Origin of the sequence: Microcoleus sp. PH2017_12_PCY_D_A (assembly GCF_020738565.1) — a bacterium.
In the GTDB taxonomy this organism is placed as follows: domain Bacteria; phylum Cyanobacteriota; class Cyanobacteriia; order Cyanobacteriales; family Microcoleaceae; genus Microcoleus.
On the sequence record NZ_JAEQCI010000031.1, the window covers coordinates 1 to 24,332 of the forward strand.

Here is a 24,332-nt window from a genome sequence, read left to right on the forward strand (position 1 = left end):
AAGCTTTGACTTTCCCAAGTTACACAAATTTGGTATTTTTGAACCAACACTCAATGGAACTGCTGCTCGCTCCAACCCTTAATTAATTTACGAATGATTGCGATCGCTATAGCAAGTAAGTCCCTACTTTAGGAGCCTACTTTAGGATAAGAATCTAGCCCGCCCTAGCCCGGCGGGTTTTTTATTATAGACAGTATGTAGACAACTTGTAGGCAGTTACCAAGCTCTAGAATATTGCTAGATGAGATTGCTTGTGGTGAAGTGACAAACGAGAGACACTGGAGGTAGGTAAACGAGTCACAGTAAGGGCTAAAAAGCACCTAAAATGGCTGCTTTGCTAGAGTCGTGATAGAAATCAGGTTAGGAAGAGCTGGAAGTATTGCTGCTGTCTAAATATTCCTGTTTTTGACAAATCTTGAATAAAGTCTTTTGCCCAATAGTTATTACTAACATCCGAAAAAGCTGTTTGAGCAACAGCAGGCGCGGGAGTCAGCATCGGCGCTGCGGTTCCGGCAACGGTTGCCAATGTTAATAGACCTCTTGCAAAAATAGGTAGAACGGGCTCTCCGGCCCATTCTACAAAATTTTTTTTCTTGTGGAACGGGCCGGAGAGCCCGTTCCAAAATTTGATTGAAAGGACTTTTGCAAGAGGTCTAATATAACAGATGTGCCGAATTTAATGCGTTGAAATACAGACATTTTTGATACTCCAATTTACACAAGTTTTTTATTGAGAAAAAAGCAAGCCTTTGTCCGGCTATTTATCGTTGATTGATTCTTGCCTAGCTTGCTCTTGCGCTCAGTGATGTCATCATTATTAAATGCTTTTATTTGTAGCGAGGGGAAGATACGGTCTTTTAAAATAAATATTTTGATGCGAGTTGGTCGCTTTTAAAATGCTTAAATTCCTTAAAATCCTTATGTTGCTTATCTTCCTTATCTACCAGGAACTTATAGGGGAATTGCCCAGAATCTCTATATGTATGGTCGCAGAATATCGCTTTTCAGGTAAGTGAAGAGGACGCACGGGTATCCAGAAACCTGGTTTTTTACCGCAACTGTGCGCTACGACGAAGTATTTTTGTAAAAAAACCCGGTTTCTTGATTAGCTGTGTATCCTAGACTGGACTGATAACCACTGACCAATAACCAATGACCTGTTTGACCAATAACTAATGACTAATGACTAATGACTAATGACTAATGACTGATGACTAATGACTAATAGCGAGTAGCGGTTCCCAACTTGTCACATCTTCAAATAAACATTGATAACCCGCTGCATTGGGATGGATACCGTCCGAAGTCAGACAAGAACGCCACCAAATATTACCGCGATCGATCCATTTATCAAAAATATCTAAATAGGGAATTTCCCGTTGCAAACAAGCTAATTTTGTTGCTTCTTTGTACCGATATTGGTCGGCGTGATTGTAGTACAAACAATCTTGAAAAGGCATTTTGGTTTCATCCACCGGCACCATCCCAACAAATATCACCGGACAAAGTTGTTGCGATAGGTTTAACAAATTATCCAAAACAGTTTTAAAATGTTCAAAATCGGTATAACTGCGCCCGGTAGGCGATTGCACTCTCGCTGAATCGTTGAGGCCTACGGAAAGAATAATCGCATCGGGGACGCGGTTTCTGAGCTCGCCCCGGTGCCGAAACTCGTTTTCGAGGCGCTGGGCGACTTGATAGGTGCGATCGCCCCGAACGCCCAAATTGTATAAAACGTGTCCTGCACTCTCCGTTAACATCCACTGGCGCCGCAATCTTTCCACCCAACCCCCGCCTACACCGTCGCCGAAACCGTAGATTAAGCTGTCACCGAAAGCAACCAATTTGAGAGGATGAGAATTTACCCGATGCAAGTGACCAAAGGAATAGGCTGTTGTTGCCTGCATAAGCAATGATACTCAGTTAGTAATTTTGAATCTTCGCATACTAGACTAGAATGTAACATTAGATAAAGTAGGTAATCTCATGGTAAAGCGTCCCACCTTCGATTCAACTCAGCTAACCCGTCGGGCGGAAGAGTTAATCGCTGCTGCATCCAACCGCTATCGAATTACGGTGCAGGTAGCGAACCGCGCCAAACGCCGCCGCTATGAAGATTTTGAGAATATGGACGACCATCAAATGATGAAACCTGTAATGCGGGCGATATTTGAGATGTCGGACGAACTCACTCAGCCGGAAATTATCGGAGATATTTAGACTTGGGGAGTTTTGAGTTTTGAGCGGTGAATTGCGAGCAATTTTTGTTAACTTAAAACTCAAAACTTTCTCAAATTTGACTGTGCGCTTGAGCGATAAAGTCGGTTTATTTTATATAGGCAAGGCAGCTAGAAATATATAGCCTTTCGAGCGTAACAGTGCGGTGCTCGTAGGGCATGGGCATAGGCCAAACCGGGCATTGGGCATAGGCCCGCGCAGGGCATACCTCACTTATTTGAGAACCGCTATATACGCAAGCGATCGGGACAGCACTCCTAAGAAACTATTTTTACCAAAGCGGGATGCTCCAAACCAAGTTGATTTTCGTAAATCATTAAATAGGAGATCTGCTGGCAAGTAAGTTTATGAAATTATTCTATTTTTGAAATAGTCAAAACTGTGAAAAAGAAATTCAAGCTAGGCTTCAGTTTTCTGTTAGTTACTTTGAGTGTGGCGATTTTCACGCTTTTGAGTGGGGTATTGGAATCGGGCAAATTAAGTGTGTCGGCTTTGGAACCTTCGCTGCTGCGTGGTTCTGGGTCTAGAGGACTGGTTGCTCAACAATCGGCGCCACAGCAATTGAGGGCGCAAGATGCGTGGAAATTTGTGTATGAAAAATTGCCGGATTTGCCGATCGAGAATAACTACATTTCTAAGGAAACGGGCAAAGTCGATCCCAACAATACTTTAGTCGGGCGCTTGATTCGATATCACGTGTTTGTCAAAGGAAGGCCGCCGAATTACCGTTTTGATTGGAAGCTGAGTTTAGCCGACTATCTGGGGGCGACTCCCGATTATTTGGTGGAAGGCGTGTATCCGGGAAAAGACGTTTTGCGAGAAAATCCGATGGAACGCGATCGCGCTGCTATTCAAAGTTTAAATAGAAAACAGCGGGATGCTTTGGTTCAAGCTTTGGTTGATGTTTTTACCGAGAATTCCGGGCGCGGGCGCACACCGGCGGCGGGGACAAAACCACAAGGGCGCGAGACTTCCCCGGAAATACCGCAGACTGGTCTTTAGTGCGGACTTCAGTCCGCAACCGAAGAGCGGACTGAAGTCCGCACTACGAACCGTTGACTTCAGTCCGCAACCGAAGAGCGGACTGAAGTCCGCACTACGAACCGTTGTTCTTATGATAATCAACCGGACATGATATAAGTCCTAAAATCACCCAATCAATCAATCAATCTAAAATCCAAAATCCAAAATCTAAAATCGATCGATGGAACGTGTAATTAAGACGGGTGTTGGCTGGCGTTTGGGATGGAACCCAGAGGCGAAGGAGTTTCAGGGTTTGGTGGCTGGGGAGGGTTGGGCGATCGAACTTACGGAGGCTGAGTTAAACGATTTTTGCCGATTGTTGGGAAAATTAGCCGCCACCATGAGTCAAATGGCCTCTGAGTTAATGGACGAGGAAAAAATCGCCGTTGAAGCCGAAAGCGACTTGCTGTGGGTGCAGTTAGAAGGCTATCCCGAAGCTTACAGCGTGCAGTTGATCTTGAATGCTGGCCGTCGCTGCGAGGGTTTTTGGCCGGCGGCTGCGACGCCCGGTTTGGTGCAGGCGGCAAAAGTTTTAAAAGTTTTTTGACTTTTTCAGGAATTCTATGCTAAGCTGTTAAAGCTGTCGGGGCGTAGCGCAGCTTGGTAGCGCACCACTTTGGGGTAGTGGGGGTCGCACGTTCAAATCGTGTCGCTCCGATTCACAAAACCTTCTCTCTGAGGAGGTTTTGTCGTTTCTACGGTTATTTGAGTCAGATGTGACAAGCCCTGACAAGGATTGCGATAAAACAGCGATATCAGTCAGAGTCAGGGTTTCAGCTTTGTGGCTGACTAAATTAAATTTTGCTTTAAAGGAAGAATCGGTGTCTGGGACTGTAAGAATTGAGGTTTTTCGCGATCGCCTCCGACTCGCCTGGTCGTGGCATGGCAAGCGTTTCTGGCTCTATATCGGACTGCCAGAATCGAACATCAACCGCAAAACTGCCGAAATCAAAGCCCGTCAGATCGAACTTGACATCGCTAGCAACAATTTTGATGAAACCCTGACAAAGTACAAACCTCAAAAACAAAGCTCGATCGCTGTCACTGAACTGTTCGATCGCTTCAAAGCCTACAAACAGCGCAATCTCAGTCCCAAAACACTCACTAAATACACTGGGTTACAAAAACATATCTTTGATTTTTTCGGAAACAAATTTGTTTCTGGTGTTTCTGAAACAACAGCAGAAAAGTTCAAGAATTGGCTGGGCGATCGGCTCGAACCCGTGACTGTGCGGGAAAGAATCGCGATGATGCAGGCTTGCTGGGCTTGGGGAATCAAGAAAAAATTGCTGCCGATCGGCTCCGAAAATCCGTGGCTAGACATCAAAGTATGTCTGCCACCCCGCCAACAACCGCAGCCGTTTACTGCCGAAGAAATTGGCAAAATAATGCGTGAATTCCGCTCGCAGCCTGAGATACAGCACTATGCTGATTATGTAGAATTCAAGTTTGGCGTCGGCTTGCGGACTGGTGAGGCAGCAGCATTGCTTTGGCGGCACTGTTCGGCTGACTGCTCGAAGATTTGGATCGGCGAGAGCGCCAGCGATGAAAAATCTCGCAAGGGAGACAAGCGGAACAAAGCCCGATCGGTGGCTTTAACACCTCGATTGCAACAAATGCTGGTTGCTCGGCGATCGCCCGAAACTGCGCCACAATCGCCAATTTTTACCAGTGTAGAAGGCAGTTTGATAGATGCCAAAAACTTCAACAACCGATACTGGAAGCCAACTCTAGCCAAACTAGGCATAGAGTATCGCCGACCTTACACCACCAGGCATACGCTAATCAGCCACGCGCTCGATCGAGGCATGAACCCAGCAGAACTGGCGCAAATCACAGGACACAATCTCCGGACGATGTACGAGAACTACGTCGGAGCTGTCAGACCGCCGCAGTTGCCCGACCTTTTTTCTGTCGCGGCTGATTCTCCGGCAGAGAATCCAGATACTGCTGGATGAATTTTTCGTGGTCGGGATGTTCGATCGACCCCCCGCACATCACTAGATTTTTGATAAGGTCGGCATTGTAAACTACCTTACCGCTGGGATTTCGCCCCCAGTGAATGCCTTCCAAAAGCCGCTGCTGCTGCCTGTACCTTATCAACGTTCTCTTAGAGCAATTCAGAATTTCCTCGGCGGTTTTGGAATCGCAAAAATTAGTCATTTTTAAGCAAATCCTTGATGATATTGTCCTTAACCATTTGCATTCGTAAAAGCTCCAACAGCATAAACCGTGCTTCTTCGAGCGAATTAATCTGTTTGAGTTGCTGGCAATAAACCTGAAGCTTAAATTGCTGTTCGATCGTTAGTTCTATTGGTTTCATGATTTTGGTGATTGGTGAATTTCAATTAGCTTCTTAATTCGATCGCGCACTAGCTCTGATTCCCCAGCAAGCCAATTTTTGATAATTTCAAGGTTGTATTTTTGACCTGGTGCATCCCAACCGAATATTTGAACTATCAAGCTCTGCAACTGATCGGGATACTGCTCTTCCCAGAAAATCAGGGCAATGTCTCGGAGTTTCTGAGCGTCGTCAGGATCGATCGGCGACTTCACCAATTTCTTAAATGCTTCTTGCTCGGTCGGCGACAGCGCGCCCCACACCCGCTCTCTATCGGCTTTTCCTAAGTCGCAAACCTCGCGAAGTACATCCTGTATGTGTTTCGCGGTTTCTCGGTCGTCAGAGCCGATTGCCGATCGGATGAACTCTACTAGCTCTGTTTCAATGCGCTCTACCTCCGGATCTACCTCCGGATCTACCTGATCTACCTCATTTTTTTGAGGTGGTGTATTTTCAAACCCTTGCTGCGATTGACTTGGATCTACCTGATCTACCTGATCTACCTTTACCCCCAAACTATTCTTCACGGCATCAGATATTTTTGCTTGTTCGGTTGATGTCTTCTTCAACCGAACAAGTTCATTGTCTTTAACTAAAAAAGTTTTTTCTTGACTTTTAGGTAGATCAGGTGGTGACACCTGCTGACCTTGGTTCTGAACGCCAGACAGTGCAAGGGATTTCATAGGATCTACCTTCGGATCTACCTCACGATCTATAGGTAGATCAGGTTGTGATAAAGGTAGATCCGGAGGCTCTGGAGACCAAACTCGCACCCTTTTATCGCCCATTACCCGAACACCCTTGCTCCATCCCATGACTTTTAGGATTGAAGCCACCCGCATTTGGTGCGCTCGATCTTGGCGATCGAGGTCAATTTGCAAATGGTCGAGGATGTCAGACACCCGAATCCACTGGCGATTCTCAATGAAGGTTGATATGGACTCTTCCCACGGATCGGACGTGCGGAATTCAGCAGCGATCGCCTCGGCAACGAGTTCTTCATCGTCGTTCAAAAAGCAGAGTTCCCCTGATTTATGAGCAGCCAGTGCTGCTGCCCAAATTGCATCGCGTTCCTTCTCAAGCCGGACAGTATCGATCTTCTTCCTAACGGGAATGATCCAGAACCGCCGTGCACCCGTTGGATCTACTAAAAACTCATCTTGATTTGTGGTCGCCACGATGATGCTGGGGCGCGGTAAATCTTGAATATCCCGGCAATAGGGCGGACGAACCAGATCTGTTTTAGTAGTTACAAAAGCTTTCGCAGCACTGGCATCTTTTCTGCCAAAGATGCGCTCAAGCTCCGACCATTCGATGAACCACGATCGGTGAAGCTTCAATCGCTCGTCTTTTTCGGATGCCGAACCCATTGAATCGTCAAAATAATCCCCTGCCAGAATCCGAAAAAAGGTAGATTTTCTGTACCCTTGCCTGCCCTGTAAAATTAAGGCTGTATCTACTTTGCAGCCGGGATTCAAAGCTCGGGTGACTGCTGCAATTAAAGTTTTTCGGACGAATGTAGTGTAAATTTCTCCGCTTACCCCGAAGTAAGTTTCGCAGATGCGATCGAGGATTGAAGTATCTGTTACAACTGGTAGCGATCGCAAATACTCAACAACTGGTGAATATTCGTTTTGCTCGGCAACTTCTGCGATGATATCTTGGATATCTTCTCTGCCGGATTTAAGCAGCACGTTGTGCCTGATTGCGAGCTGAAGTTTTGCCCGATCGAGCGATACAGGTTTGCCGTCAACCTCAATTTTCTTTGATAATTTGTTGAGCCTGATTCGATTGCCAAAAGTTTTGACAACTTTGTTATAATCTTGAATAAGCTTGTCGTCTGATTCAAGGAGTTGTTTGTTTGAGCGAACCGATTTTTCTGTTGCGGGAGAGTCGGTTGATGCGTGAGTTTTTGCAGTAGTAGGATTGGTCTGTTTCCAGTACCAGATTTTGATGCAAGTTTCCACTGCGACCGGGGAAAGATTGTGAGAAATGCTGGAAACTTGAGGTTTTGATGATGCCGATAGCCAAATTGTCTCCCATTCTTTCTCGCTCCAACCACCACCAGTGGCACAGCGACGGCAGGCATCAGTGAATAATGTGTAAGCTCCATCGCTGGTTATTTGTCCGAGTCGATCGAACTCGGCAGCCGTTCCAATTAGATCGCGAGCCAGCGCTGCCATTGTTGTGTTTCGCAGGGCAGAAACACCGTTCAGCGCTTCTCTGGATTTTCGAGATAAGCCAACTTCAAGCGGCACTGCCATCGGCACCGGAATTTTAATATGAGCCCAAGTTTGTTTTTTGTCGAATGGTTCTGGTTCTTCGAGCGAGTCTGAGTGTGGTTGAACCAAAGCTAGAAGTCGATCGCTCAAATCTCCGCAGTTATAAAGAATTCCCGAGTCCTGCAAAATCTCAGATTTCACGGGGTCGCGCCCCGGCTTGACGTGCCAGCCCCCAGCGAGCCGAAATACCCGGCTAGGGTTTTTGTTGCTTTTGTCCGCCCCCATTACCGCAATTAGCAATTCTTGGAGTTCGCGCCACTGTTCGGGGGCGATCGGCTCGTCGAAAACCCAGTACGGCTGCATGGATTTGTCCCCGCTGTAAACAGTAAAAGTGGGTTCGACAAATCCCAGCATTTCCCACTTTAAAGATTGTTCTTCGATCGGGATGTCATCCCACTCGCAAAAAATAGCGCAGCACTGGTTGATTTCGCCGTCGCTATGCCCTCCGCTATTACCGTTTACCACCACGTAAACTCCGCGACCGTCGTTTTGGTGGCGTTCTATTTCGTTCCAGTTGAGATTAGAAAGTTTGCGCCCTTTGTCGCCATCTTTGCGCGGATCTGAACTGTGGTAGAAAAATCTGAGAAATACGCCCTCGCTGCGATTGTAGCCGAGGTATCGCAGATGGGTTGTTGCTTGTTCGCGATCGGTTTTAATCATTTTTACTTGATTCCTGAAAAACTACAAAGTTACGATCGCCATTATGAAAAATATGAGTATCAAAATTAATTGAAAGCACAAATCTTTCGTAATCACATTCCCTGACTTTTTTAAGCCACAATTTTTGATTTGCATCCCAATTAAAACCAGCCTCTTTTGCTAGATTGCGATTGTCGTAGCTGACAATTGCTTTTAGTTCTAAAGTTGGCGATTGCGATCGTACAATCGCTTCTTCTAATCTGGTTTCAAAATCTGGGCAACGATTGAAACATTCGACTAATAACCTCACATCATCACCAGCTCGGTGTGCTGTACCAATTCCAATTCCCAACCATAAAGCTAGTTCAACTAGGGTAAAACGCTCTTTGTGGTAGCCCCAGTCGAAATCCTTCATCGCGCAAATCCACGGCAGATTTACTTCCCAATAATTTCCATCGAATTCAGCATTAAATGCAACAGCATAATTCGATCGAATTGCTAGTCTGTTAAAACCGTCGGGATTTCGATTACCTAATGCCGAAAGTTCTGGCGAAATTCCATTAATTAATTGTGCTGCATTTTTAGCGATTGGCAACAATGTTGAAAGTGAGGCAATCGCACCTTTGGGATTTACGGAATACAAAGTCGCAGCCATTTCGCAGACTTCAGAATCTTCGCTCAATCCAGTTGTTTCAGTGTCAACTATCAGTAGTTTCATTTGCCTGTAATCTCCCAATTTTCTTTTTGAGTGATTTGATTTCGCAATTTATTTGATCGCGAGACTCTTCTAATTCCCGGAGTTTTGCTTCCAATCGAATTATTTCATCGCTGTACGTTTTCCCGCAGCATTCGACGCACAAGCCACCAGTTAGCAAGCCAAACCTGCGCTTGCCGTCTTTATGAAAGTTAGTTTTACACCAACCTTCTCTTGCAAATTCCTTGAGCCGGTACAAATTTGGTTTACCACCGCAAGATTTTTGCTTTTCAATTACTCTGGTTTTTGCCAACTTTTCAAGGTTTGTGTAAATCCAGTCGTACTTGAAATTGGGAAACTTTTCCCAAATCTCTAATGCAGTAGCGAATTCACTTGTAAGAGATGCTAGCAATTGATTTTCGATCGATACTGCAACTAAGCCAGCACCTTTTTTCTGTAGCTGGGCAAATACGACTTTCACTTTATCCAAAGTCCAACCGCAGCGATCGGCAGCAGCGGAGCGCCAGTGACACCCAATGCCTTCTGATTGCAGCAATGCAAAAACGGATGCTAGCTTTGTTTCTTCTTCGCTCCATTCGACAGATTTACTGGCAGTCTTTTTACCCAAATCAGAAATATCTGTGTCTTCAGGTACAGTGATTTTTGGATAAATCCTTGCACAATCAGCACACATCCCGTTCTGCAATTCTCTGAATTTTGCAGTGCCAGTCCTTTTGATACAGGAATTGCAATATCCTGTTGTTCTTTTCATTTTTTTGGATTCTCAACTAAATCGAACATTTTTTTTAACGCTTCCTCGATTACCTCAGATGCAGGTTTTCTCGTTTTGCAGCAAAAATACGTAATTGCGTGTCGATTTCTCTCGCATTATTGACTTTCTCAGTTTGCTCATTTCGTTTCTGGTCATTTTTGATACTCCGTACTGGATTTTTTGTCATGGTTTTGAACGAGTTGCAGCAATTCGGCGATCGGAATCCGCTTGGTTTTCCCGCGCTTGAATGTGCAGGAAAACTGCACCTATACAGAAAACTAAGGGCTGCGACGGCGGTTTTGCGTTCGGGATTCCGATTTTGGGTGATTTTGCTGAGAAGGCTGCGAGAATGGTGTTGGCGATCGAGTTCGAGGCTCAGTTCGACCTCGATCGCTGATTGTTTAGCTAATTTACGAATTGCGTATTGCGCTAACCGTAATTCTATTATATTATGGTAATAGTCGAAAAAAAACAACAGGGAGCCTTAAGTCCCGTGGATCTTCGTAAAAAATTGGGTTTAACCCAAAAGCAGGTAGCGGAGCTTTTGGGCATTCGTGAAGCAACTCTTAGTAACTGGGAAACTGGTAAGGTTCCCCATATTCCACCTTCTAAAATCAAACGGATGATGGAGGTATATCAATGTGACATAGATATACTCATAGACGCTTTTGAGGGTAACAGGGTAGTTTCTCGCTAGTCGTTATTGGTAGGTTGACGTAAATCCAACCTACGGTTACATTTAATTAAAACTTACGCTTTGCGTATTGCGTAATTAGCAATAAGGCGCTATCTTAATTTCATAACCAAAAACCACAGCCCAAAACCCTGAGAACTAGCAGCCTCAGTAATCAACGATCTGCTAGGGCTGTGATGTTGGCGAGTGTCGTTCAAGAATCGAGCTTTTTTCATGACCAAACACAACACTGCTTCATCAGGAAGTGCAGAATTTTTTTGTCAAAATTCGCAAATAGTAGACTTTCTGAGACTTCCATCAGTACCGTTTAACAATCGAGCTTCTTTGCCTAACGAATGCGGTGTCTACTTTGTTATTGACTCAAATAACGTGCTTCAGTACATAGGTTATTCTAATTCGATAAGAACTCGGTTAACGGATCGAAATCATCGTTTGCTGTCGCTGAAGCTAAATTATCTAGGCTTCAGAGTTGCTTATTTCTTGTTGACGAACAAGACTTTAGCTCGCGCCTACGAGATTATCCTAATCGATTTTTACAAGCCTCCTCTGAATTTAGTGCGTTATACCCGTTTGCTAAAACGCAGTTTTTTGCTTTTAGACAGCGAGTTCGATCCCGAAATCGCCTCAAAGCTGACTTTGAAAAGATTTCTAACCCTGTCTTTAGAATCTTGGGAAAGATTGGAAAATTTAGCAACCAAATTAGGTTTTGACTCTATCGAAAACTTCCTAGAGAATCTTAGCTTGAAAGACTGAACATCGGCTACTCCTAACACAGTTCTGGACTTTCACCCAATGCCCACAAGAAGACAACTAACGGGCTCTAGATACGCAGTACAAACTTCTACCAAAAAAACGGGTTAACAGATTTGTTTGACGTTATTGTCGCAAAAACCCGGTTTTTAATTACTGTCAACAGTCAACATTTTTAAAGATGGTCAAACACAACATTGCTTCATCAGAAAGTGCAGAACTTTCTTGTCAAAAAATTGCTGCAAGTGCAGAAAAATTGAGACACAGAAAGGTTACACGATCGATCAATTTAGACGTCGTTCTTTGGATAGAACTGAAATATATCGCCCTCGACAGCGGTTACGGAACAATTGAGATTTTCTTGAAGGAAATGGCGTTGGATTCGCTGGGTGCAGTTGAGGAAGCAAGAACCGGAAATTACGCTCTTACCAGGAACTAAAAATGGCTAAACTACCGACAACGTTTCAGACCTTGGATTTGACAGGATTTGAGTTCGATCGCGCCTACCAATATGCAGGCATCACCCGCTCCATGGTAGATTTTGCTTGCGCTGTACTTCAGAAAAACCGAATTGGGATTGCAGTTCGCAGTGTTAACGCAGCCCTCAAGGAAATCTACGGCATCGGAGGCAGTACGGATATTATCTGCAAGCTGCTGAAAGAGTGGCGGGCTGACAATCTGTCGTCGGTGAAGGCTCGATCGGAGAAGGATTTGGCATCAGCATTAATCGAAACTGCTGATGACGGTTTGCTGGAAGAAGGCGATATTCCTGAAGAATATCTGGCAGTTTCTCGGCAAATGGCGATCGCTGGCTATCGGCTGGCTTATCAAAAAGCTGATACTAGCGTGTCGGGCGATCGCATGAAATCTCTGGCTACTGAAAATGAAATCATGCGCCAGCAGCTCAAGGATTTTCCTCAATTGCAGATGGAAATAGGGTTCTATAAGTCAGAATACGATCGGCAACGATCGGAACTTAAAGAAGCTTACATGAATCTGAACAAACAGCAGCTAGCAGATTCTGAACAGTTTCGAGGGCAGCTAGATTTGCTGCAAGCAGAGCGCAACGAATTAGAAGCTAAATTGGCAATTTCTGAAAAGCGTTTGGCGGAAGTTGCTGTCAATGAAGCTGCGTCGCGCGATCGACTGAATGAAATTGCCAGAATCAACGGACAACTTGAAGCGCGAGAGCGGGAGATATCATCGCTGCACTCTCAGGCTCAGAACCTGCAAGCTGCTGTGGGTGAGAAGCAAGTTGTCGAAGCTCAATTGGAACAGGTTCGATCGCAACTAAAGTCTGCCAATGAAACCATTACTCGTTTGCAAACCCAACAAAAATCTACGGGGTCTTTAGAGGTTGATGTTGACGTGAGTTCTATCATGCTGGAAAACGAAACGCTCCAAGGCGACTTGAACGAAGCCACAAAAGAGATCGAGGAATTGAAAGCTAAACTTGCGGAATTTGAAGAGTTTCAAACTAAAGGCAAAAAGAAAGCTACTGCTTCGCTTTAAAGTAGAGACCATTCCACCCAGAATTTTATGAAACTCAATCAAACTAAGCAATGCAAAACTTGTCCGTGGAAAATATCAACAACAGTGACTGATATTCCCAATTACAGCCTTGAACAACATATAAACTTGAGTAACACGATCGCCGATGATACTGGCAATCTGTGTGGAATCAACCGACCACTTGTGGTTATGGGTTGTCATCATTCAACGGTCGGCAAAGAGTACGAGTGCATCGGTTGGCTGCACAACCAGCTAGGCAACGGCAACAACATTCCGCTTCGGCTGCGAATGATGTGCTGCGAAAATGCCAACGAGATTGAAATTGACGGCAAGCAGAAACACAGTTTCTCTGATACTTTCCAGTAACAAGAAACAAAAACAAGAAACGTAACTCAGTAACAAAAACGAACAGCGTTACTGAGTTACTAAACAAATCAATTACTAACCAGATCAATTACTAACCAGATCCAATGCTAGAAGAAATTAACCTGATGTTATCGGCGAGATTCCCGCTGCTGTGGGTAGTATCGCCGGAGGAAGAAACCGCAGAAGAGACGCTATGTGCAGCAGCGATCGCCAAAAAAGCTCAAATCTATTTTTGGGATTTTGCCAGAGGCTGGAATGACTCGAATACTGCTAAGGGAAATCCGATGCAAGCCCTGGAACGAGTCATCAAAGCAGCGCCGGAAACAGCAGCAATTTTTGTAATGAAAGATATCGTGACTCTGATTGCACCGGGGAGTAACGGTCAAATTGCTGCTAACCAGTTGCCCATTGTTCGCGAGATTAAGAATTTGGCAAGAGAGGTTAGTCGCGATCGGCGAACGTTAGTAATTCTCTCAGACCAACTGCGTCTGCCAGTGGAACTGCGGGAAGAAACGACGGTTGTGGATTTTTCTTTGCCTACCATCGAGGAGATTTCGGAATTGGTCGATCGGCTGGTTGGAGCTAAAATCAAGTTGGTTGGTGAATCACGGGAACATTTGCTGAAAGCTTGTCAGGGATTGAGTCGGTGTCGCATTTCGCGGGTACTAGCGAAGTGTTTAGCACGTTCTGGGAAAGTGGATGAAACGAGCATCGATGCTGTCATCGAGGAGAAAAAACAAACGATAAGAGAGACTGGGATTCTTGAATTTATCCCAGCCCAAGTCGGCTTAGAATCTGTCGGCGGTTTGGAGAATCTCAAACAGTGGGTAAAAATGCGATCGCACAATTTTAGCGACAAAGCCCGCGAATACGGTTTGCCCAGCCCCAAGGGCGTATTGCTGGCAGGCATTCAGGGAACGGGTAAAAGTTTATCGGCTAAAACTATTGCTGCGGAGTGGAAATTGCCGTTACTGAGATTGGATGTTGGGCGGTTGTTTGGCGGTGTCGTGGGAGAGAGTGAGGGCAATGTCAGGCAAGTGATTAAATTAGCTTCGGCGATCGCACCCTGTGTTCTGTTCATTGATGAAGCAGACAAAGCATTCGCAAATATCACTTCAGGCAACGATGGCGATTCTGGTACAAGCCAGCGAGTTTTCGGAACGCTGCTTACTTGGATGCAAGAGAAAACGGTACCGGTGTTTGTAGTGCTGACTTGCAATCGAACTGAAGTTTTACCAGCCGAATTAATTCGCAAGGGGCGAATTGATGAACTTTTTTTTGTAGGATTGCCAAGTTCGATCGAACGCGAGCAGATTTTTAGTGTCCATTTTGAGAGATTGCGCGGGAGTGCTGTTGGTCATTTTGATATGGAAAAATTAGCTATTGCTGCCAAAGATTTTTCAGGTGCAGAAATAGAGCAAGCTATTTATGAAGCAATGCAAAATGCCTTTTCCAGGAACGAAGCATTTACGCAGGCGGATATACTGACAGCTATTCACTATTGTGTCCCGCTAGCTAAGATTGCTCAACCGCAGATTGAAGCGCTGAAAAGTTGGGCAGTACGATCGGGCGCTAAATCAGCAAGTTTTCAAGAAATCAGCAAAAGTAAAAATGGTGCTTCGCTTTTAGTTGTTGATTAATTTGGAAGGATTAAAATGTATAAGTACGCGATTTGCTACATTTCCTACTCGATTGGTGAAGCAACAAAAAACAGTCAAATCATTTGGCTGACCGATACACCGCTCGGATGGGTAACTGAACTTGAAAAAGCTAAGATTTGGGACGATCGAGTCTCTGCCGAAGCTTTCATGAATGACGTAAAGCAATCAACACATCAAGAACAAATTCTGAACTTAGTAACCATCAATTGGTACGAACAATGAAAACACAGCACGATGATTGTCAGATTGGCGATACTGTCCTAGTTGAATGCGTTAGAACCGTACCGAAGAGCGTTGATACGCGAGGTTTGCATGAGTTAATTTGGATTCCCGTATTACCATACAAAGCTCACACAGATGAGGATTTGGGATTTGAGCCTGCACATTTCCACTACGATTTCAGGTTTTGGAGCAATCGCTTGGTGGACGTATTTTTTGAACAATACGACCGAAAAACGCAAAATTGGGGCAGTTATGTTTGTTTGGAAAGTGATGTCAAACATCGAAGAACATCACCAATGATTTGCCTGCGAGAAACCCCAATTTTGTCTGAGGCTTATAGTTTTCAAGCAATTCTCGAAGAAAAGTACAAAAACTGCAAGTTAGTTAATGGGATTTGCCCTCACAAAGGCTTTAACGTTGTATCAATCGGGGATGATAAAACTTATTGCCCCGGACACGGTTTGCATTTCGATCGCAATGGCAACGTAATTCAGAGGTACTAAATGCAAATTGAAATCAAATCGCTGGGTGAGGCGATCGTCCACAAAAGATGTTTACTCGGATTTACTCAGACAAAACTTGCTAAGCAATTGGGAGTAGACAATACCTACATCTCAAAGTTAGAAAATAATCATGCTTTACCGAGCCTTGAATTAATCGATCGACTTGAAAAAGTTCTCCTTTTTGAGCATGGAACACTTTGGGAGCTTAGCGGAATTCTTTCAGAAGAACTGCAAGAATTAGTGCAAGAAGTTTTGGCGATTGTTGGTGAAAAAAAACTGATTAATATTCTTGAAGGCGTTAAAAGGTCGAAAAGATATTTCGGTAATGCTTCGCTTTTAGTTGTTGAAGTTTTGCCAGTAGTAAGGAGAAAGTGCTATGTTTACGAGATTTGACTGGAAATTTAGAACACCAGACGATGATATCTGGATTTTAAATGGATTCACAATTGTAGAACTGATTGAACATATCTGTGAAATTAATTGTAAAGGATATTACCTTTATGAGAGATTGAAGAGTCAAGAAATTTCTCAACACTAAACGATTTGGTTTTGACTGATGCAGCTCAAACTTTATTTGAGCTGCATCGCGAACTTGATGAATTGCCAGAAGCCCCGAGAAATCCTTTTGATTTATTGGGCAATTAACCACATTAGGAATTAGGAGCAAGATATGATAGTTGACAAAATTAAGTTTCTGAAATACGAAGCTGATTTAAATAACTTGTTTGATCGAGCAGCTAATGCGTACCATCCAGCTTACCAGTTGCCGTCGTATACGCAAGTACAGCAACTCAAAATAGCTTTGGCGGTTTCAGACCAAAAAGAAGGATTGGAGCCTAAGAGCAACGACCCAATTTATTTGCTGGCGTATTCGTAGCTTGCGGGCGCGTAGCGCATCGCTAGCAAACTTTAGTCAATTAATTAGCGTTTTGGCGGGTCGCTCCCGCCTATTTTTATTTAACACGGAAGTAAAATGAAATACAAAGCTGAAGACAAAACCGGGCAATTAAAACTAGCGATTGCCCAAGAATTATTACCAAATCTTCCTCCAATATCAATTAACACTTATAGTTTGATAGTTGTAGACCCGCCGTGGCAATACAACCTCCGAGAAACCGATGCGACTCACAGGGGGCGCTGTCCTTATCCGGCAATGAGCGATGAACAGATTTTGAATTTGCCGATCGGGGCGATCGCACATCAAAACTCATACCTTTTACTGTGGGTCACAAACAACCATTTACCGCTTGGTTTTCGGTGCTTGGAACGATGGGGTTTTACCTACAAATCCATCTTTACTTGGTTCAAAACCATCAAAGCTAGCACCGAGGAAGAGCCTAAAGTTAACTTTGGGATTGGTCACTATGGAAGAAACTGTACCGAGCATTTCCTTGTAGCCACTACAGGGAAACCTGGCAGTTTTACAAGTTATGGATTGACCAACATTCCTAACACAATCTTTGCCAATCGATCGCGCCATTCTGAAAAACCTTCAGAATTCTGGACAGTTGCCGACAGATTAGCTGAAAAACTGGGAGGTTCAAGGATTGAGTTATTTGCTCGATCGAAACGTGATGGTTGGGATAGTTGGGGAGCTGAGGTTGATAGCTAAGTTTCTGTGAAAAGTAACCATTTTGTTGGCGTTAACAAAATGGTTACTCAAAGATTAACCGAAAATACAGAACCTATCGTTAGCAAAAACAAGTAAAAAGCAAATGGAAAATCTAATCAAAGCTATCAGTCTTCACCAACCTTGGGCAAGTCTGATTGCCAGTGAACACAAACATTACGAGACTCGTTTATGGCAGACAAATTACAAAGGTACGATCGCAATTCACGCAGCGAAAAAGTTTCACAATGACCACCGATTTTGAGACTGCTAGGAATTACTGAATCTGAAGTACCTCGTTTGTGCTGTTGTGGCGATCGCCAATCTGACAGATTGTATTCGGATGAATGCAACTTTTATTAGCTCTCAATCGGACACAGAGCGGGTGGTGATTGGTCAATTGGGCGTTTTGCGTGGAAACTTGAGAATGTTCGGGCGATCGAACCCATTTCTCAACGTGGTTATCAAGGATTGTGGGATTGGCAAATGCCCCAGCCAAATTAAAGATTTAAAGTGAATTAATGCTTTCGCTTTCAGACTTTGATTTTTAGCTAACTGAAAACTATGACTGAAATGACATTTTTTCAAGGTTTCAAATCAGAAGCACGATTGGTACGCCACCATAAATAATCGCGTTTTAGGAGGTCGCCTTGCTTTCTTTCATGCAATGTTTCCAATTTACTTTAAGCCATGAACTACAAAATTGTTTACTTACACCGTATTATTGCTGAACAAACTCTCGGTCGATCGCTCAAACCAGGTGAAATAGTGCATCACATGGACGAGGATAAAACCAACAATTCACCCGAAAACTTGGTTGTTTGTACTGCATCCGTACATCGCCAATATCACCGTAAATCTCTACGCCAGAAACTTGAAGCCGATCGACCTCTAACCCAAGTTGGCGATTTGTGGCTCTGATTCCATACAAATACTCACATATCACCTCAGAGTCGGAATATGTGGGTCTGCCGGATACTGATTCCCGGCTACTTGCAAACAATGCAATACTACAAAATCGAAATTACTGTCAACAAAGATGGCACTATTAATGAGAAAGTTGTGGCTTCAGGCACTAGCTGTACTGCGGTGACTGAGGAATTGGAGAAAGCTTTGGGTGAAGTTCGATCGCAAGAACTTTTGCCTGAATATAACGACCAAGCAAATCAACAAACTGAGGATGAAACTTTGTGGATAAATCATTGAAGTGTAAAATGCCTGGCTGCAATAATAATTTACCAGTCGGCAGAACTTATGAATGTCCTAGATGCACTCGCCAAATTCTTGCTGCTGCTCGTTATTTTTCTCGTCCGCTGTCCGAATTACTGACTTTAGGAGAAAATGATGTCCCACCTGACCCACATCAAAACCACGATCGAGAATCCGATCGTACTCGAAAAAATTCTGACTGAAATGATTGCCAGCGAACTTGATGGCATTCTTGCAGGAGCGCATCTCGATCGCAACGCTCAAATTCACGACCCGTTCGGTAACAGCAAGTTAGCCGAGTTTGTGGTAAGGCGCAAGCAAAACTACCAAGGCGGTTACGACTTTGGCTTCAAACTTATTGGCGATGAATTTGAGTTTTTAACCCGCGACGGCAGCAAACGCGATGCTCAGAAATTCATGAAGGCGCTGCTGCCTTGGTATGCACGAGAGAATGCGATCGCTGCCCTAATATCTCAGGGATTTGAAATTGAATCTCAAATTGAAGAAGATGGAACAGTCAAGATAATTGCTGGTAAATGGGCTTGAGGCAAATTAAAGCGAAACTAAATAAATGCTTCGCTTTGAAAAATTGATTTTTTTGATTAACTACCATGTTTTACGTTTTAATTAATTCCAATGGCATTGAAGTTCGAGAAGCTAAAGAAATGCTAACTCTCAAGGAAATGCAAAATCTAGTAGGAGTTGAAAATGAATCAGCTTACATAGAAGTTGCTTCTTACAAAAGCTTTTCAGACAAATCAATCACATTGATTTGCGATGATGAGTTTTTACTTAAGAATCAGAATCCAACTTGCTTAACTGCGGAGGGAAACGTAATTCACGGTCAAGTTTTGGTTTTGGGTACAAACAAATCGAAAGAGGATTTTGGTTTGCTAACCTTGCGACAAACTGAAATTGTGAAAACAGAAATACGGTTGATTCGCGGTAAATAAATGTTTTGCCGGATCGCTCCCGGCTCTCAACATGAAAAAATTAGAAAAAGCTCTGATTGTAGGGTTGGCACTAACAACCGTTTGTGTTGCCATCAACATCCTAAGCCAAAAAGACAAGCAAGAAGTTGACCAGTATTTAGGCGAGTACCAGGAAGAAGCTTATCCGATCGGGCAGCAAGAAGAGGATTATCAGAATTTAAAATAACCCTTGGCGATGCAATTCAATCCCTAAGCGAAATCTACCAGGAAATTAACGAACAGGAATGTTTGCTTCTGCGAATTTGTTTGACTTGCTCGGAACTAATTATTAAGCGTTTTGCCGGGTCGCTCCCGGGTCTTTATCAAATCAAATGAAACAGAAAAAATGTGTATCTTGGGGTCGAAAATGGTTTTTTGTTGGCCCCAAAGCGCGTCGTGGGTTTAATACGCCTTGTGATTTGCATCGTGCTGATTTACTTTGTGTAATTCCAGAGGAGGGCTTTACCCTTCTTGTCAACAAATACCTAGACAGGCATGGCGAACTTTTGATAGCTTCGGTCTGGTGTGGTTAGTTAGCGTATCGCCGGGTTGCTCCCGGTTTCGATTTTATGAAGAAACTCGATCGAAACGATTTACGGACTTATCCGGTTCAAAACAAACCTTGCAAAACTTGCCCTTTTGCTGGGGAAACACCATTGATTCTGCCTGAATCAGATTTGGTAATGTTTTACAAGAATTTGTTAGGTAATGGACAGCATTTTTGCCACTCTGCCAATAATCAAAAAATATGTCGTGGCGGACGGAATATACAATTGCAATGGTTGTATTTGATCGGAATGCTTGATGAACCAACAGATAAAGCGTTTGATGAAACAATGAACGAAGTTTTGAATAAATAAGTTTGTTGATGGGGGCTGCGTATCCTACCAACGCAGAATACTTACTACACAAGGAGACAAATATGAAAGGCATAGTTTACAATTGCGAAATTCTCCGCTGCATTCCTCCCAAAGGAATAGAAATTGTGAGCTTAGATGTTGGGGAAGATTATTTCAACAGATTCGGCGATAGATATCAATACTGCGGTGGTTGGAAAGATTTTGAGAACATGGGAATTGCCGTAATTTGTGCGATCGAATTAGAAAGCGATCGTACTTATACTTTTGTTCACCCAAATGTGACACATTTTCAAGAACTTGTTTACTCAACTCAGAAGATAGGCAGTAAAATCTGTGGCTTTAACTCGGCTAATTTTGACGATGTGCTGTGCGCTGCAAACAGTATCGCAGTCGCTACAAATTTTGATTTGTTAGAACAGGTAAGATTTGCAGCTTACGGTTCGACTAATTGGCAAGATTGCCCCAAGGGTCACAGTTATAAGTTGGATGCGATCGCCCGCGCTAACGGATTTGCTAAAACTGGCTCGGGTGAGTTGGCGCCAAAGCTCTGGCAACAAGGAAAATGCCAAGAAATAATTCATTGCTGCACGAACGATGTCAGAATTACGAAAGAATTAATCCTGCTTTTTATAAAACACAAATTGAAAGATCCAAATACTGGGAGAACTTTGACATTTTCCGCTTGATTTATAATTGCATTAGTTGCCAGTCAATACGGTTTAATTCCAACTCTAAAAAGGGTTAATCTTTTTTTATCTGTGCTAAACTATTTGGAGTAACTATCAATTAAAATCTCCATGTTAACAGCAGTTTTGGCATCGAAACTCCTCCGTCAAATTCTTGTAGATTATAACTACTGGCCCGAATCCGAGAGCGATTCGCCTCTTAAGATTGCTCGATCGAAAACTGTTCTGACCGATACTGCTATCCTCGGACGCGATGCCAATATGCGACGGGCAGCGGTAAGGGAAACAGACCCGGATGCTCGTTCTTACAAAGCGCCCGATCGCACAATTCAATGCAAGACGCTCGACGAAACATTTAAGCCTTTGGCTATTCAGGCATTGCTTGAAGTACAAACAGCAGCTCAAGACGTTTCTAGCGCAATGGCTGAATTAGAAACTTTGGAAAGACCGATCGAGAAATCCGAGTTTTTGGTACAGCTTTACAGTGCTTTTAAGCAACTGACGAATCCGAAAGTTTGCTATGTGGCAGACGCATCCGATCCGTACACAGGGTTTTTCATCACTGGAGAAACCAGTGACGGCGAAATGATTGTCGCTCAAACATTGCTCGTTCAAACCTGATAATTATCTTGCCAGCCTATGTGCAACGCTGGCGGGATAGTTTGTAAAACCTGACAGTTAAACGCTTAAAAATATGCCAATTAAAATTACTTCTCCGACACCAGACCAGATAATCTCAGCAAGCTTAATTCCGCATATTGTGCGAGTGACAGCAGTTGCCGATAGCAATATCAACACCGATGTTCGTTTCAAACTCAACGGCGCAATCGTAGGTACTGATGCAACGGCGACAAGTAAGCTTGTTAATGGAGTTAATGAATATCGATATGCCTTCAATGTCCCAGTTCCCGCAGCAGGGATGCACTTGATTGAAGTTGAGGATATTCATCCGGGGAATGTTCCAGTCACAGTTCGATCGACCGCTCAAGTTAGTTTTGAATTGAAATTGACTGCACCAGTGGTGAATTTGATTCAAGCTAAGCCGCTAAATATGGTGACGGCAAATATCACAAACAGACCGCCCGGTTCATTTGTCCGATTTACTTTGAATGGAAAAATCATCAAAGAGGACACCACCTCTCCCTTTAACGTCTCAGTTCCAGAATCTGGCGAGGTTAAAGCAGAGCTAATTGTTGGAGATGTCGTCCTTGAAACGAGTTCTTTAGCTGTCAACGTTTCACCGACCCCCATCCCCCCGACCCCCATCCCCCCGACCCCCATCCCAGGTCCCAAGGGAGACAAAGGCGACAAGGGAGACAAAGGCGACAAGGGAGACAAAGGCGACAAGGGAGACAAGGGCGATACTGGAATTCAGGGATTGCGCGGAGAAAATGGGTTTCAAGGTGAGCAAGGATTAAGAGGACTTACTGGCGCTACGGGCGCTACGGGCACAGCCGGAGAAAAAGGTGCTGTGGGCGATCGAGGTTTGCAAGGTCTAAAAGGCGACAAAGGCGATAAGGGAGATGTCGGCCCCAGAGGTTTACCCGGTGAAAGGGGCGCAACTGGCGCAACTGGCGCAACTGGCGCAACTGGCGCAACTGGCGCAGCGGGAACAGCAAACTGGCCTGCAAATTGGGTAAACATTCCTTTAGTTGCGGGGATGACTGGAAATTTGCGAATCCGTAAAGCTGGCGATTTAGTACAACTAGCAGGAACAGTAATGTTCAAGAAACCAAATCATAGTTTTGGTTTGCAAGTAGCAAGCGTCCCTGCTAGTTTTGTACCTGGGAATAACGTGATGATACCTATCACGAGCACTGTTCCTGCTCCTACAGGCGGTAAAACTTACACTAGCTATCTCACCTATACTGCTGCGTCTAACGGACAAATTGCTCTACAGCCTGCGATCGATATACCAACTGATGCAGATGTGCAGTGCCACATTAATATTTTGTTCGCAATCTAAAACGAATGTTTTCTAGCTAATGAAAAATACTCCCCGTTTTTATCAATCAAAAACGGGGGAGTATTGGTTTTAGCGTTTAAATCAGCAACTAACTAAGCTGTCATTGCATCAAAGTCGATCGAAACACAAACACGGGTTCCGCCAATCCGAATGCAAATTTCAAAGTCTTGAGCAACAGCCTTTTCACCAGCAGCGGGAACAATCTTCATAAAGCTAACAGTCGCTTCTTCACCAGCTTTGATAGGTACAACAGTATTTACTGCTCGTTTGCCAGCTCGAATCGATCGCGTGGTTTGTTCTGCCGATTCAACGATTGCCTTAACTTCAGTTCCAGACTCAGATAATTTAGTCAGTAACGCAATTTGTTCGTTAGTCATAAGATAAAAAAGCTATAATTGAGATTAAATTTATTATAGCAGAAATAATGTTTCCTCAACTTGCCAACACTTACAGCCCCAGCAAAAACTACCCCAATTCTGAATGGCTGGCAAGTCCAAAACTTGACGGTGTTCGCTGCTTGTACTCACCCGATCGCGGATTAATCAGCCGAAGTCAAAAAACTCGCTACGTTGGGTTTGACGCGATCGAAGAAATCTGTTTGCTAACTTGTCGGAACAACAATTTGGCATTCTTGGACGGCGAACTTTACATTCCCGGAGAGAAGTTTGACGTGATTTCTGGCATAGTACGCGATTCTAAAAAGTTTGATGTCAATCAAAAACTGAGAGTTGAGTATCGCATATTTGCTGCCGGGTCGATCGCGCACCCCACAGCATCAGCCAGCACAATGCTTGATTTGATAAAATCCGCACTCCCCGAAACAGGACGAGTAACTTATGTGCCTCACTCAATCACCCCAAATACACCAAGAGCAATTCAGACAGTAGCTGAATTGGTGAAGAACAGCGGATTGTCGGATGAAGGAATTATGTTGCGGAATCCGAGTTCGGTTTATACAGATACAGGAGTTCGATCGAACGATTTGCTCAAAGTCAAAAACTTTGTCAAAGATTCCTTCGTAATTGTCGGATTTACTAAAGGTACGGGCAAATACGCCCAATCTCTGGGTGCTTTGTTAATCCGGGGATTAATAGGAGATCGGGTTGTCAGTGCAAAAGTCGGAACTGGTTTAACTGATTTGCAGCGATCAAACGTCTGGACAAATCAGTCGAACTATCTGGACAAAGATATTGAAGTGATTTATTTGGGTGTTACCGCAGCCGGGAGTTTGCGGCATCCAGTGTTTTCTCGGTTTATTTGAAACAATGCTTGGACAAAAAAACCCGACTGAATCAGAGACAGTCGGGTTTTTTGTAGGGTGCATCTACCAATTA

The 24,332-nt window shown here is 44.0% G+C and carries 35 protein-coding genes and 1 tRNA gene; 29 read left to right on the forward strand and 7 right to left on the reverse strand.

Translation table 11 applies throughout. The annotated features are described in order from the left end of the window. Positions 1–355: 355 nt before the first annotated feature. Together JGK39_RS09130 and JGK39_RS09135 are read right to left on the reverse strand one after the other, a co-directional pair. Positions 356–526 carry a hypothetical protein gene (locus tag JGK39_RS09130; protein ID WP_293260817.1) on the reverse strand — a complete coding sequence of 57 codons (171 nt, stop codon included), beginning with the start codon at positions 524–526 and terminating at the stop codon, positions 356–358. Positions 527–1,214: 688 nt separating this feature from the next. Then, a complete protein-coding gene (locus JGK39_RS09135) occupies positions 1,215–1,907 on the reverse strand; it encodes a GDSL-type esterase/lipase family protein (RefSeq protein WP_293260819.1) in 693 nt (230 codons plus the stop codon). Positions 1,908–1,986: 79 nt separating this feature from the next. On the opposite strand from JGK39_RS09135, the gene JGK39_RS09140 reads away from it, so the two are divergent. The 5 genes from JGK39_RS09140 (at position 1,987) to JGK39_RS09160 (ending at position 5,219) form a co-directional block, all read left to right on the forward strand. Further along, the gene (locus JGK39_RS09140) at positions 1,987–2,220 is read left to right on the forward strand and encodes a DNA-directed RNA polymerase subunit omega (RefSeq protein ID WP_293260822.1); all 234 of its coding nucleotides are present in this window, start codon (positions 1,987–1,989) and stop codon (positions 2,218–2,220) included. A gap of 399 nt (positions 2,221–2,619) precedes the next feature. Continuing rightward, positions 2,620–3,240: a hypothetical protein gene (locus tag JGK39_RS09145; RefSeq protein WP_293260824.1), complete on the forward strand. Its 621-nt coding sequence runs from the start codon at positions 2,620–2,622 to the stop codon at positions 3,238–3,240. 202 nt (positions 3,241–3,442) lie between these two features. Continuing rightward, the gene (locus JGK39_RS09150) at positions 3,443–3,808 is read left to right on the forward strand and encodes a DUF1818 family protein (RefSeq protein WP_293260826.1); all 366 of its coding nucleotides are present in this window, start codon (positions 3,443–3,445) and stop codon (positions 3,806–3,808) included. 37 nt (positions 3,809–3,845) lie between these two features. Continuing rightward, a tRNA-Pro gene (locus JGK39_RS09155) sits at positions 3,846–3,919 on the forward strand. Positions 3,920–3,977: 58 nt separating this feature from the next. Then, the gene (locus tag JGK39_RS09160) at positions 3,978–5,219 is read left to right on the forward strand and encodes a tyrosine-type recombinase/integrase (RefSeq protein WP_293322107.1); all 1,242 of its coding nucleotides are present in this window, start codon (positions 3,978–3,980) and stop codon (positions 5,217–5,219) included. Between the two features lie 197 nt (positions 5,220–5,416). Here the strand turns inward: JGK39_RS09160 and JGK39_RS09165 are convergent, their stop codons facing one another. Genes JGK39_RS09165 through JGK39_RS09180 form a run of 4 tightly spaced genes read right to left on the reverse strand, consistent with a single transcriptional unit; the run spans position 5,417 to position 9,989 of the window. Further along, positions 5,417–5,584, reverse strand: coding sequence for an NblA/ycf18 family protein (locus tag JGK39_RS09165; protein ID WP_293296074.1), 168 nt, complete (start codon positions 5,582–5,584; stop codon positions 5,417–5,419). Then, positions 5,581–8,544, reverse strand: a complete 2,964-nt coding sequence (locus tag JGK39_RS09170; protein ID WP_293296075.1) for a virulence-associated E family protein — start codon at positions 8,542–8,544, stop codon at positions 5,581–5,583. The genes JGK39_RS09165 and JGK39_RS09170 overlap by 4 nt, the downstream gene beginning before the upstream one ends. Further along, positions 8,537–9,241 carry a hypothetical protein gene (locus JGK39_RS09175; protein WP_293296076.1) on the reverse strand — a complete coding sequence of 235 codons (705 nt, stop codon included), beginning with the start codon at positions 9,239–9,241 and terminating at the stop codon, positions 8,537–8,539. Before JGK39_RS09175 ends, JGK39_RS09170 begins: the two co-directional genes overlap by 8 nt. Continuing rightward, positions 9,222–9,989: a hypothetical protein gene (locus tag JGK39_RS09180; protein WP_293296077.1), complete on the reverse strand. Its 768-nt coding sequence runs from the start codon at positions 9,987–9,989 to the stop codon at positions 9,222–9,224. The genes JGK39_RS09175 and JGK39_RS09180 overlap by 20 nt, the downstream gene beginning before the upstream one ends. A 247-nt stretch (positions 9,990–10,236) precedes the next feature. Between JGK39_RS09180 and JGK39_RS09185 the strand changes: the two genes are divergently transcribed. The 23 genes from JGK39_RS09185 to JGK39_RS09295 all read left to right on the forward strand — a co-directional run bounded on the left by JGK39_RS09185 (position 10,237) and on the right by JGK39_RS09295 (position 22,998). After that, a complete protein-coding gene (locus JGK39_RS09185) occupies positions 10,237–10,386 on the forward strand; it encodes a hypothetical protein (protein ID WP_293296078.1) in 150 nt (49 codons plus the stop codon). Positions 10,387–10,440: 54 nt separating this feature from the next. Continuing rightward, a complete protein-coding gene (locus tag JGK39_RS09190) occupies positions 10,441–10,686 on the forward strand; it encodes a helix-turn-helix transcriptional regulator (RefSeq protein ID WP_293322110.1) in 246 nt (81 codons plus the stop codon). Between the two features lie 210 nt (positions 10,687–10,896). Further along, on the forward strand, positions 10,897–11,436 hold the full coding sequence (locus tag JGK39_RS09195; RefSeq protein WP_293296079.1) for a hypothetical protein: 540 nt from the start codon (positions 10,897–10,899) through the stop codon (positions 11,434–11,436). Positions 11,437–11,614: 178 nt separating this feature from the next. Further along, positions 11,615–11,872, forward strand: a complete 258-nt coding sequence (locus JGK39_RS09200; RefSeq protein ID WP_293296080.1) for a hypothetical protein — start codon at positions 11,615–11,617, stop codon at positions 11,870–11,872. A 2-nt stretch (positions 11,873–11,874) separates the two neighbouring features. Continuing rightward, positions 11,875–12,945 (forward strand): hypothetical protein, encoded by a 1,071-nt coding sequence (locus tag JGK39_RS09205; protein WP_293296081.1) that lies wholly within the window; start codon positions 11,875–11,877, stop codon positions 12,943–12,945. A 27-nt stretch (positions 12,946–12,972) separates the two neighbouring features. Then, the gene (locus JGK39_RS09210) at positions 12,973–13,311 is read left to right on the forward strand and encodes a hypothetical protein (RefSeq protein ID WP_293296082.1); all 339 of its coding nucleotides are present in this window, start codon (positions 12,973–12,975) and stop codon (positions 13,309–13,311) included. Positions 13,312–13,415: 104 nt separating this feature from the next. Then, complete coding sequence (locus tag JGK39_RS09215; RefSeq protein ID WP_293296083.1) at positions 13,416–14,951, forward strand: AAA family ATPase; 1,536 nt, start codon at positions 13,416–13,418, stop codon at positions 14,949–14,951. Between the two features lie 15 nt (positions 14,952–14,966). After that, positions 14,967–15,194 carry a hypothetical protein gene (locus tag JGK39_RS09220; protein WP_293296084.1) on the forward strand — a complete coding sequence of 76 codons (228 nt, stop codon included), beginning with the start codon at positions 14,967–14,969 and terminating at the stop codon, positions 15,192–15,194. Continuing rightward, the gene (locus JGK39_RS09225; protein ID WP_293296085.1) at positions 15,191–15,697 is read left to right on the forward strand and encodes a Rieske 2Fe-2S domain-containing protein; all 507 of its coding nucleotides are present in this window, start codon (positions 15,191–15,193) and stop codon (positions 15,695–15,697) included. The genes JGK39_RS09220 and JGK39_RS09225 overlap by 4 nt, the downstream gene beginning before the upstream one ends. Beyond that, the gene (locus JGK39_RS09230) at positions 15,698–16,090 is read left to right on the forward strand and encodes a helix-turn-helix transcriptional regulator (RefSeq protein WP_293296086.1); all 393 of its coding nucleotides are present in this window, start codon (positions 15,698–15,700) and stop codon (positions 16,088–16,090) included. Positions 16,091–16,367: 277 nt separating this feature from the next. Further along, the gene (locus tag JGK39_RS09235) at positions 16,368–16,574 is read left to right on the forward strand and encodes a hypothetical protein (protein WP_293296088.1); all 207 of its coding nucleotides are present in this window, start codon (positions 16,368–16,370) and stop codon (positions 16,572–16,574) included. Between the two features lie 96 nt (positions 16,575–16,670). Continuing rightward, a complete protein-coding gene (locus tag JGK39_RS09240; protein WP_293296090.1) occupies positions 16,671–17,309 on the forward strand; it encodes an MT-A70 family methyltransferase in 639 nt (212 codons plus the stop codon). Positions 17,310–17,412: 103 nt separating this feature from the next. Then, complete coding sequence (locus tag JGK39_RS09245; protein ID WP_293296091.1) at positions 17,413–17,571, forward strand: ASCH domain-containing protein; 159 nt, start codon at positions 17,413–17,415, stop codon at positions 17,569–17,571. 78 nt (positions 17,572–17,649) lie between these two features. Beyond that, complete coding sequence (locus JGK39_RS09250) at positions 17,650–17,823, forward strand: hypothetical protein (protein ID WP_293296092.1); 174 nt, start codon at positions 17,650–17,652, stop codon at positions 17,821–17,823. 173 nt (positions 17,824–17,996) lie between these two features. Then, positions 17,997–18,227: an HNH endonuclease signature motif containing protein gene (locus tag JGK39_RS09255; RefSeq protein ID WP_293296093.1), complete on the forward strand. Its 231-nt coding sequence runs from the start codon at positions 17,997–17,999 to the stop codon at positions 18,225–18,227. Between the two features lie 81 nt (positions 18,228–18,308). After that, on the forward strand, positions 18,309–18,512 hold the full coding sequence (locus JGK39_RS09260; protein WP_293296094.1) for a DUF2997 domain-containing protein: 204 nt from the start codon (positions 18,309–18,311) through the stop codon (positions 18,510–18,512). A gap of 135 nt (positions 18,513–18,647) precedes the next feature. Beyond that, the gene (locus JGK39_RS09265; RefSeq protein ID WP_293296095.1) at positions 18,648–19,061 is read left to right on the forward strand and encodes a DUF1257 domain-containing protein; all 414 of its coding nucleotides are present in this window, start codon (positions 18,648–18,650) and stop codon (positions 19,059–19,061) included. Positions 19,062–19,126: 65 nt separating this feature from the next. After that, a complete protein-coding gene (locus JGK39_RS09270; RefSeq protein ID WP_293296096.1) occupies positions 19,127–19,468 on the forward strand; it encodes a DUF3846 domain-containing protein in 342 nt (113 codons plus the stop codon). A 31-nt stretch (positions 19,469–19,499) separates the two neighbouring features. Beyond that, entirely contained in the window at positions 19,500–19,673 is a 174-nt protein-coding gene (locus JGK39_RS09275) for a hypothetical protein (protein ID WP_293296098.1), read from the forward strand. Positions 19,674–20,055: 382 nt separating this feature from the next. Continuing rightward, on the forward strand, positions 20,056–20,346 hold the full coding sequence (locus tag JGK39_RS09280) for a hypothetical protein (protein ID WP_293296099.1): 291 nt from the start codon (positions 20,056–20,058) through the stop codon (positions 20,344–20,346). A 62-nt stretch (positions 20,347–20,408) separates the two neighbouring features. Beyond that, positions 20,409–21,032, forward strand: a complete 624-nt coding sequence (locus JGK39_RS09285; RefSeq protein ID WP_293296100.1) for a hypothetical protein — start codon at positions 20,409–20,411, stop codon at positions 21,030–21,032. A gap of 111 nt (positions 21,033–21,143) precedes the next feature. Then, on the forward strand, positions 21,144–21,653 hold the full coding sequence (locus JGK39_RS09290) for a hypothetical protein (RefSeq protein WP_293296101.1): 510 nt from the start codon (positions 21,144–21,146) through the stop codon (positions 21,651–21,653). Positions 21,654–21,726: 73 nt separating this feature from the next. Then, complete coding sequence (locus tag JGK39_RS09295; protein ID WP_293296102.1) at positions 21,727–22,998, forward strand: hypothetical protein; 1,272 nt, start codon at positions 21,727–21,729, stop codon at positions 22,996–22,998. A 92-nt stretch (positions 22,999–23,090) separates the two neighbouring features. Here the strand turns inward: JGK39_RS09295 and JGK39_RS09300 are convergent, their stop codons facing one another. After that, complete coding sequence (locus JGK39_RS09300) at positions 23,091–23,375, reverse strand: hypothetical protein (RefSeq protein ID WP_293296103.1); 285 nt, start codon at positions 23,373–23,375, stop codon at positions 23,091–23,093. Between the two features lie 47 nt (positions 23,376–23,422). Between JGK39_RS09300 and JGK39_RS09305 the strand changes: the two genes are divergently transcribed. After that, on the forward strand, positions 23,423–24,259 hold the full coding sequence (locus JGK39_RS09305) for a hypothetical protein (protein ID WP_293296104.1): 837 nt from the start codon (positions 23,423–23,425) through the stop codon (positions 24,257–24,259). The last annotated feature ends 73 nt before the right edge of the window (positions 24,260–24,332 follow it).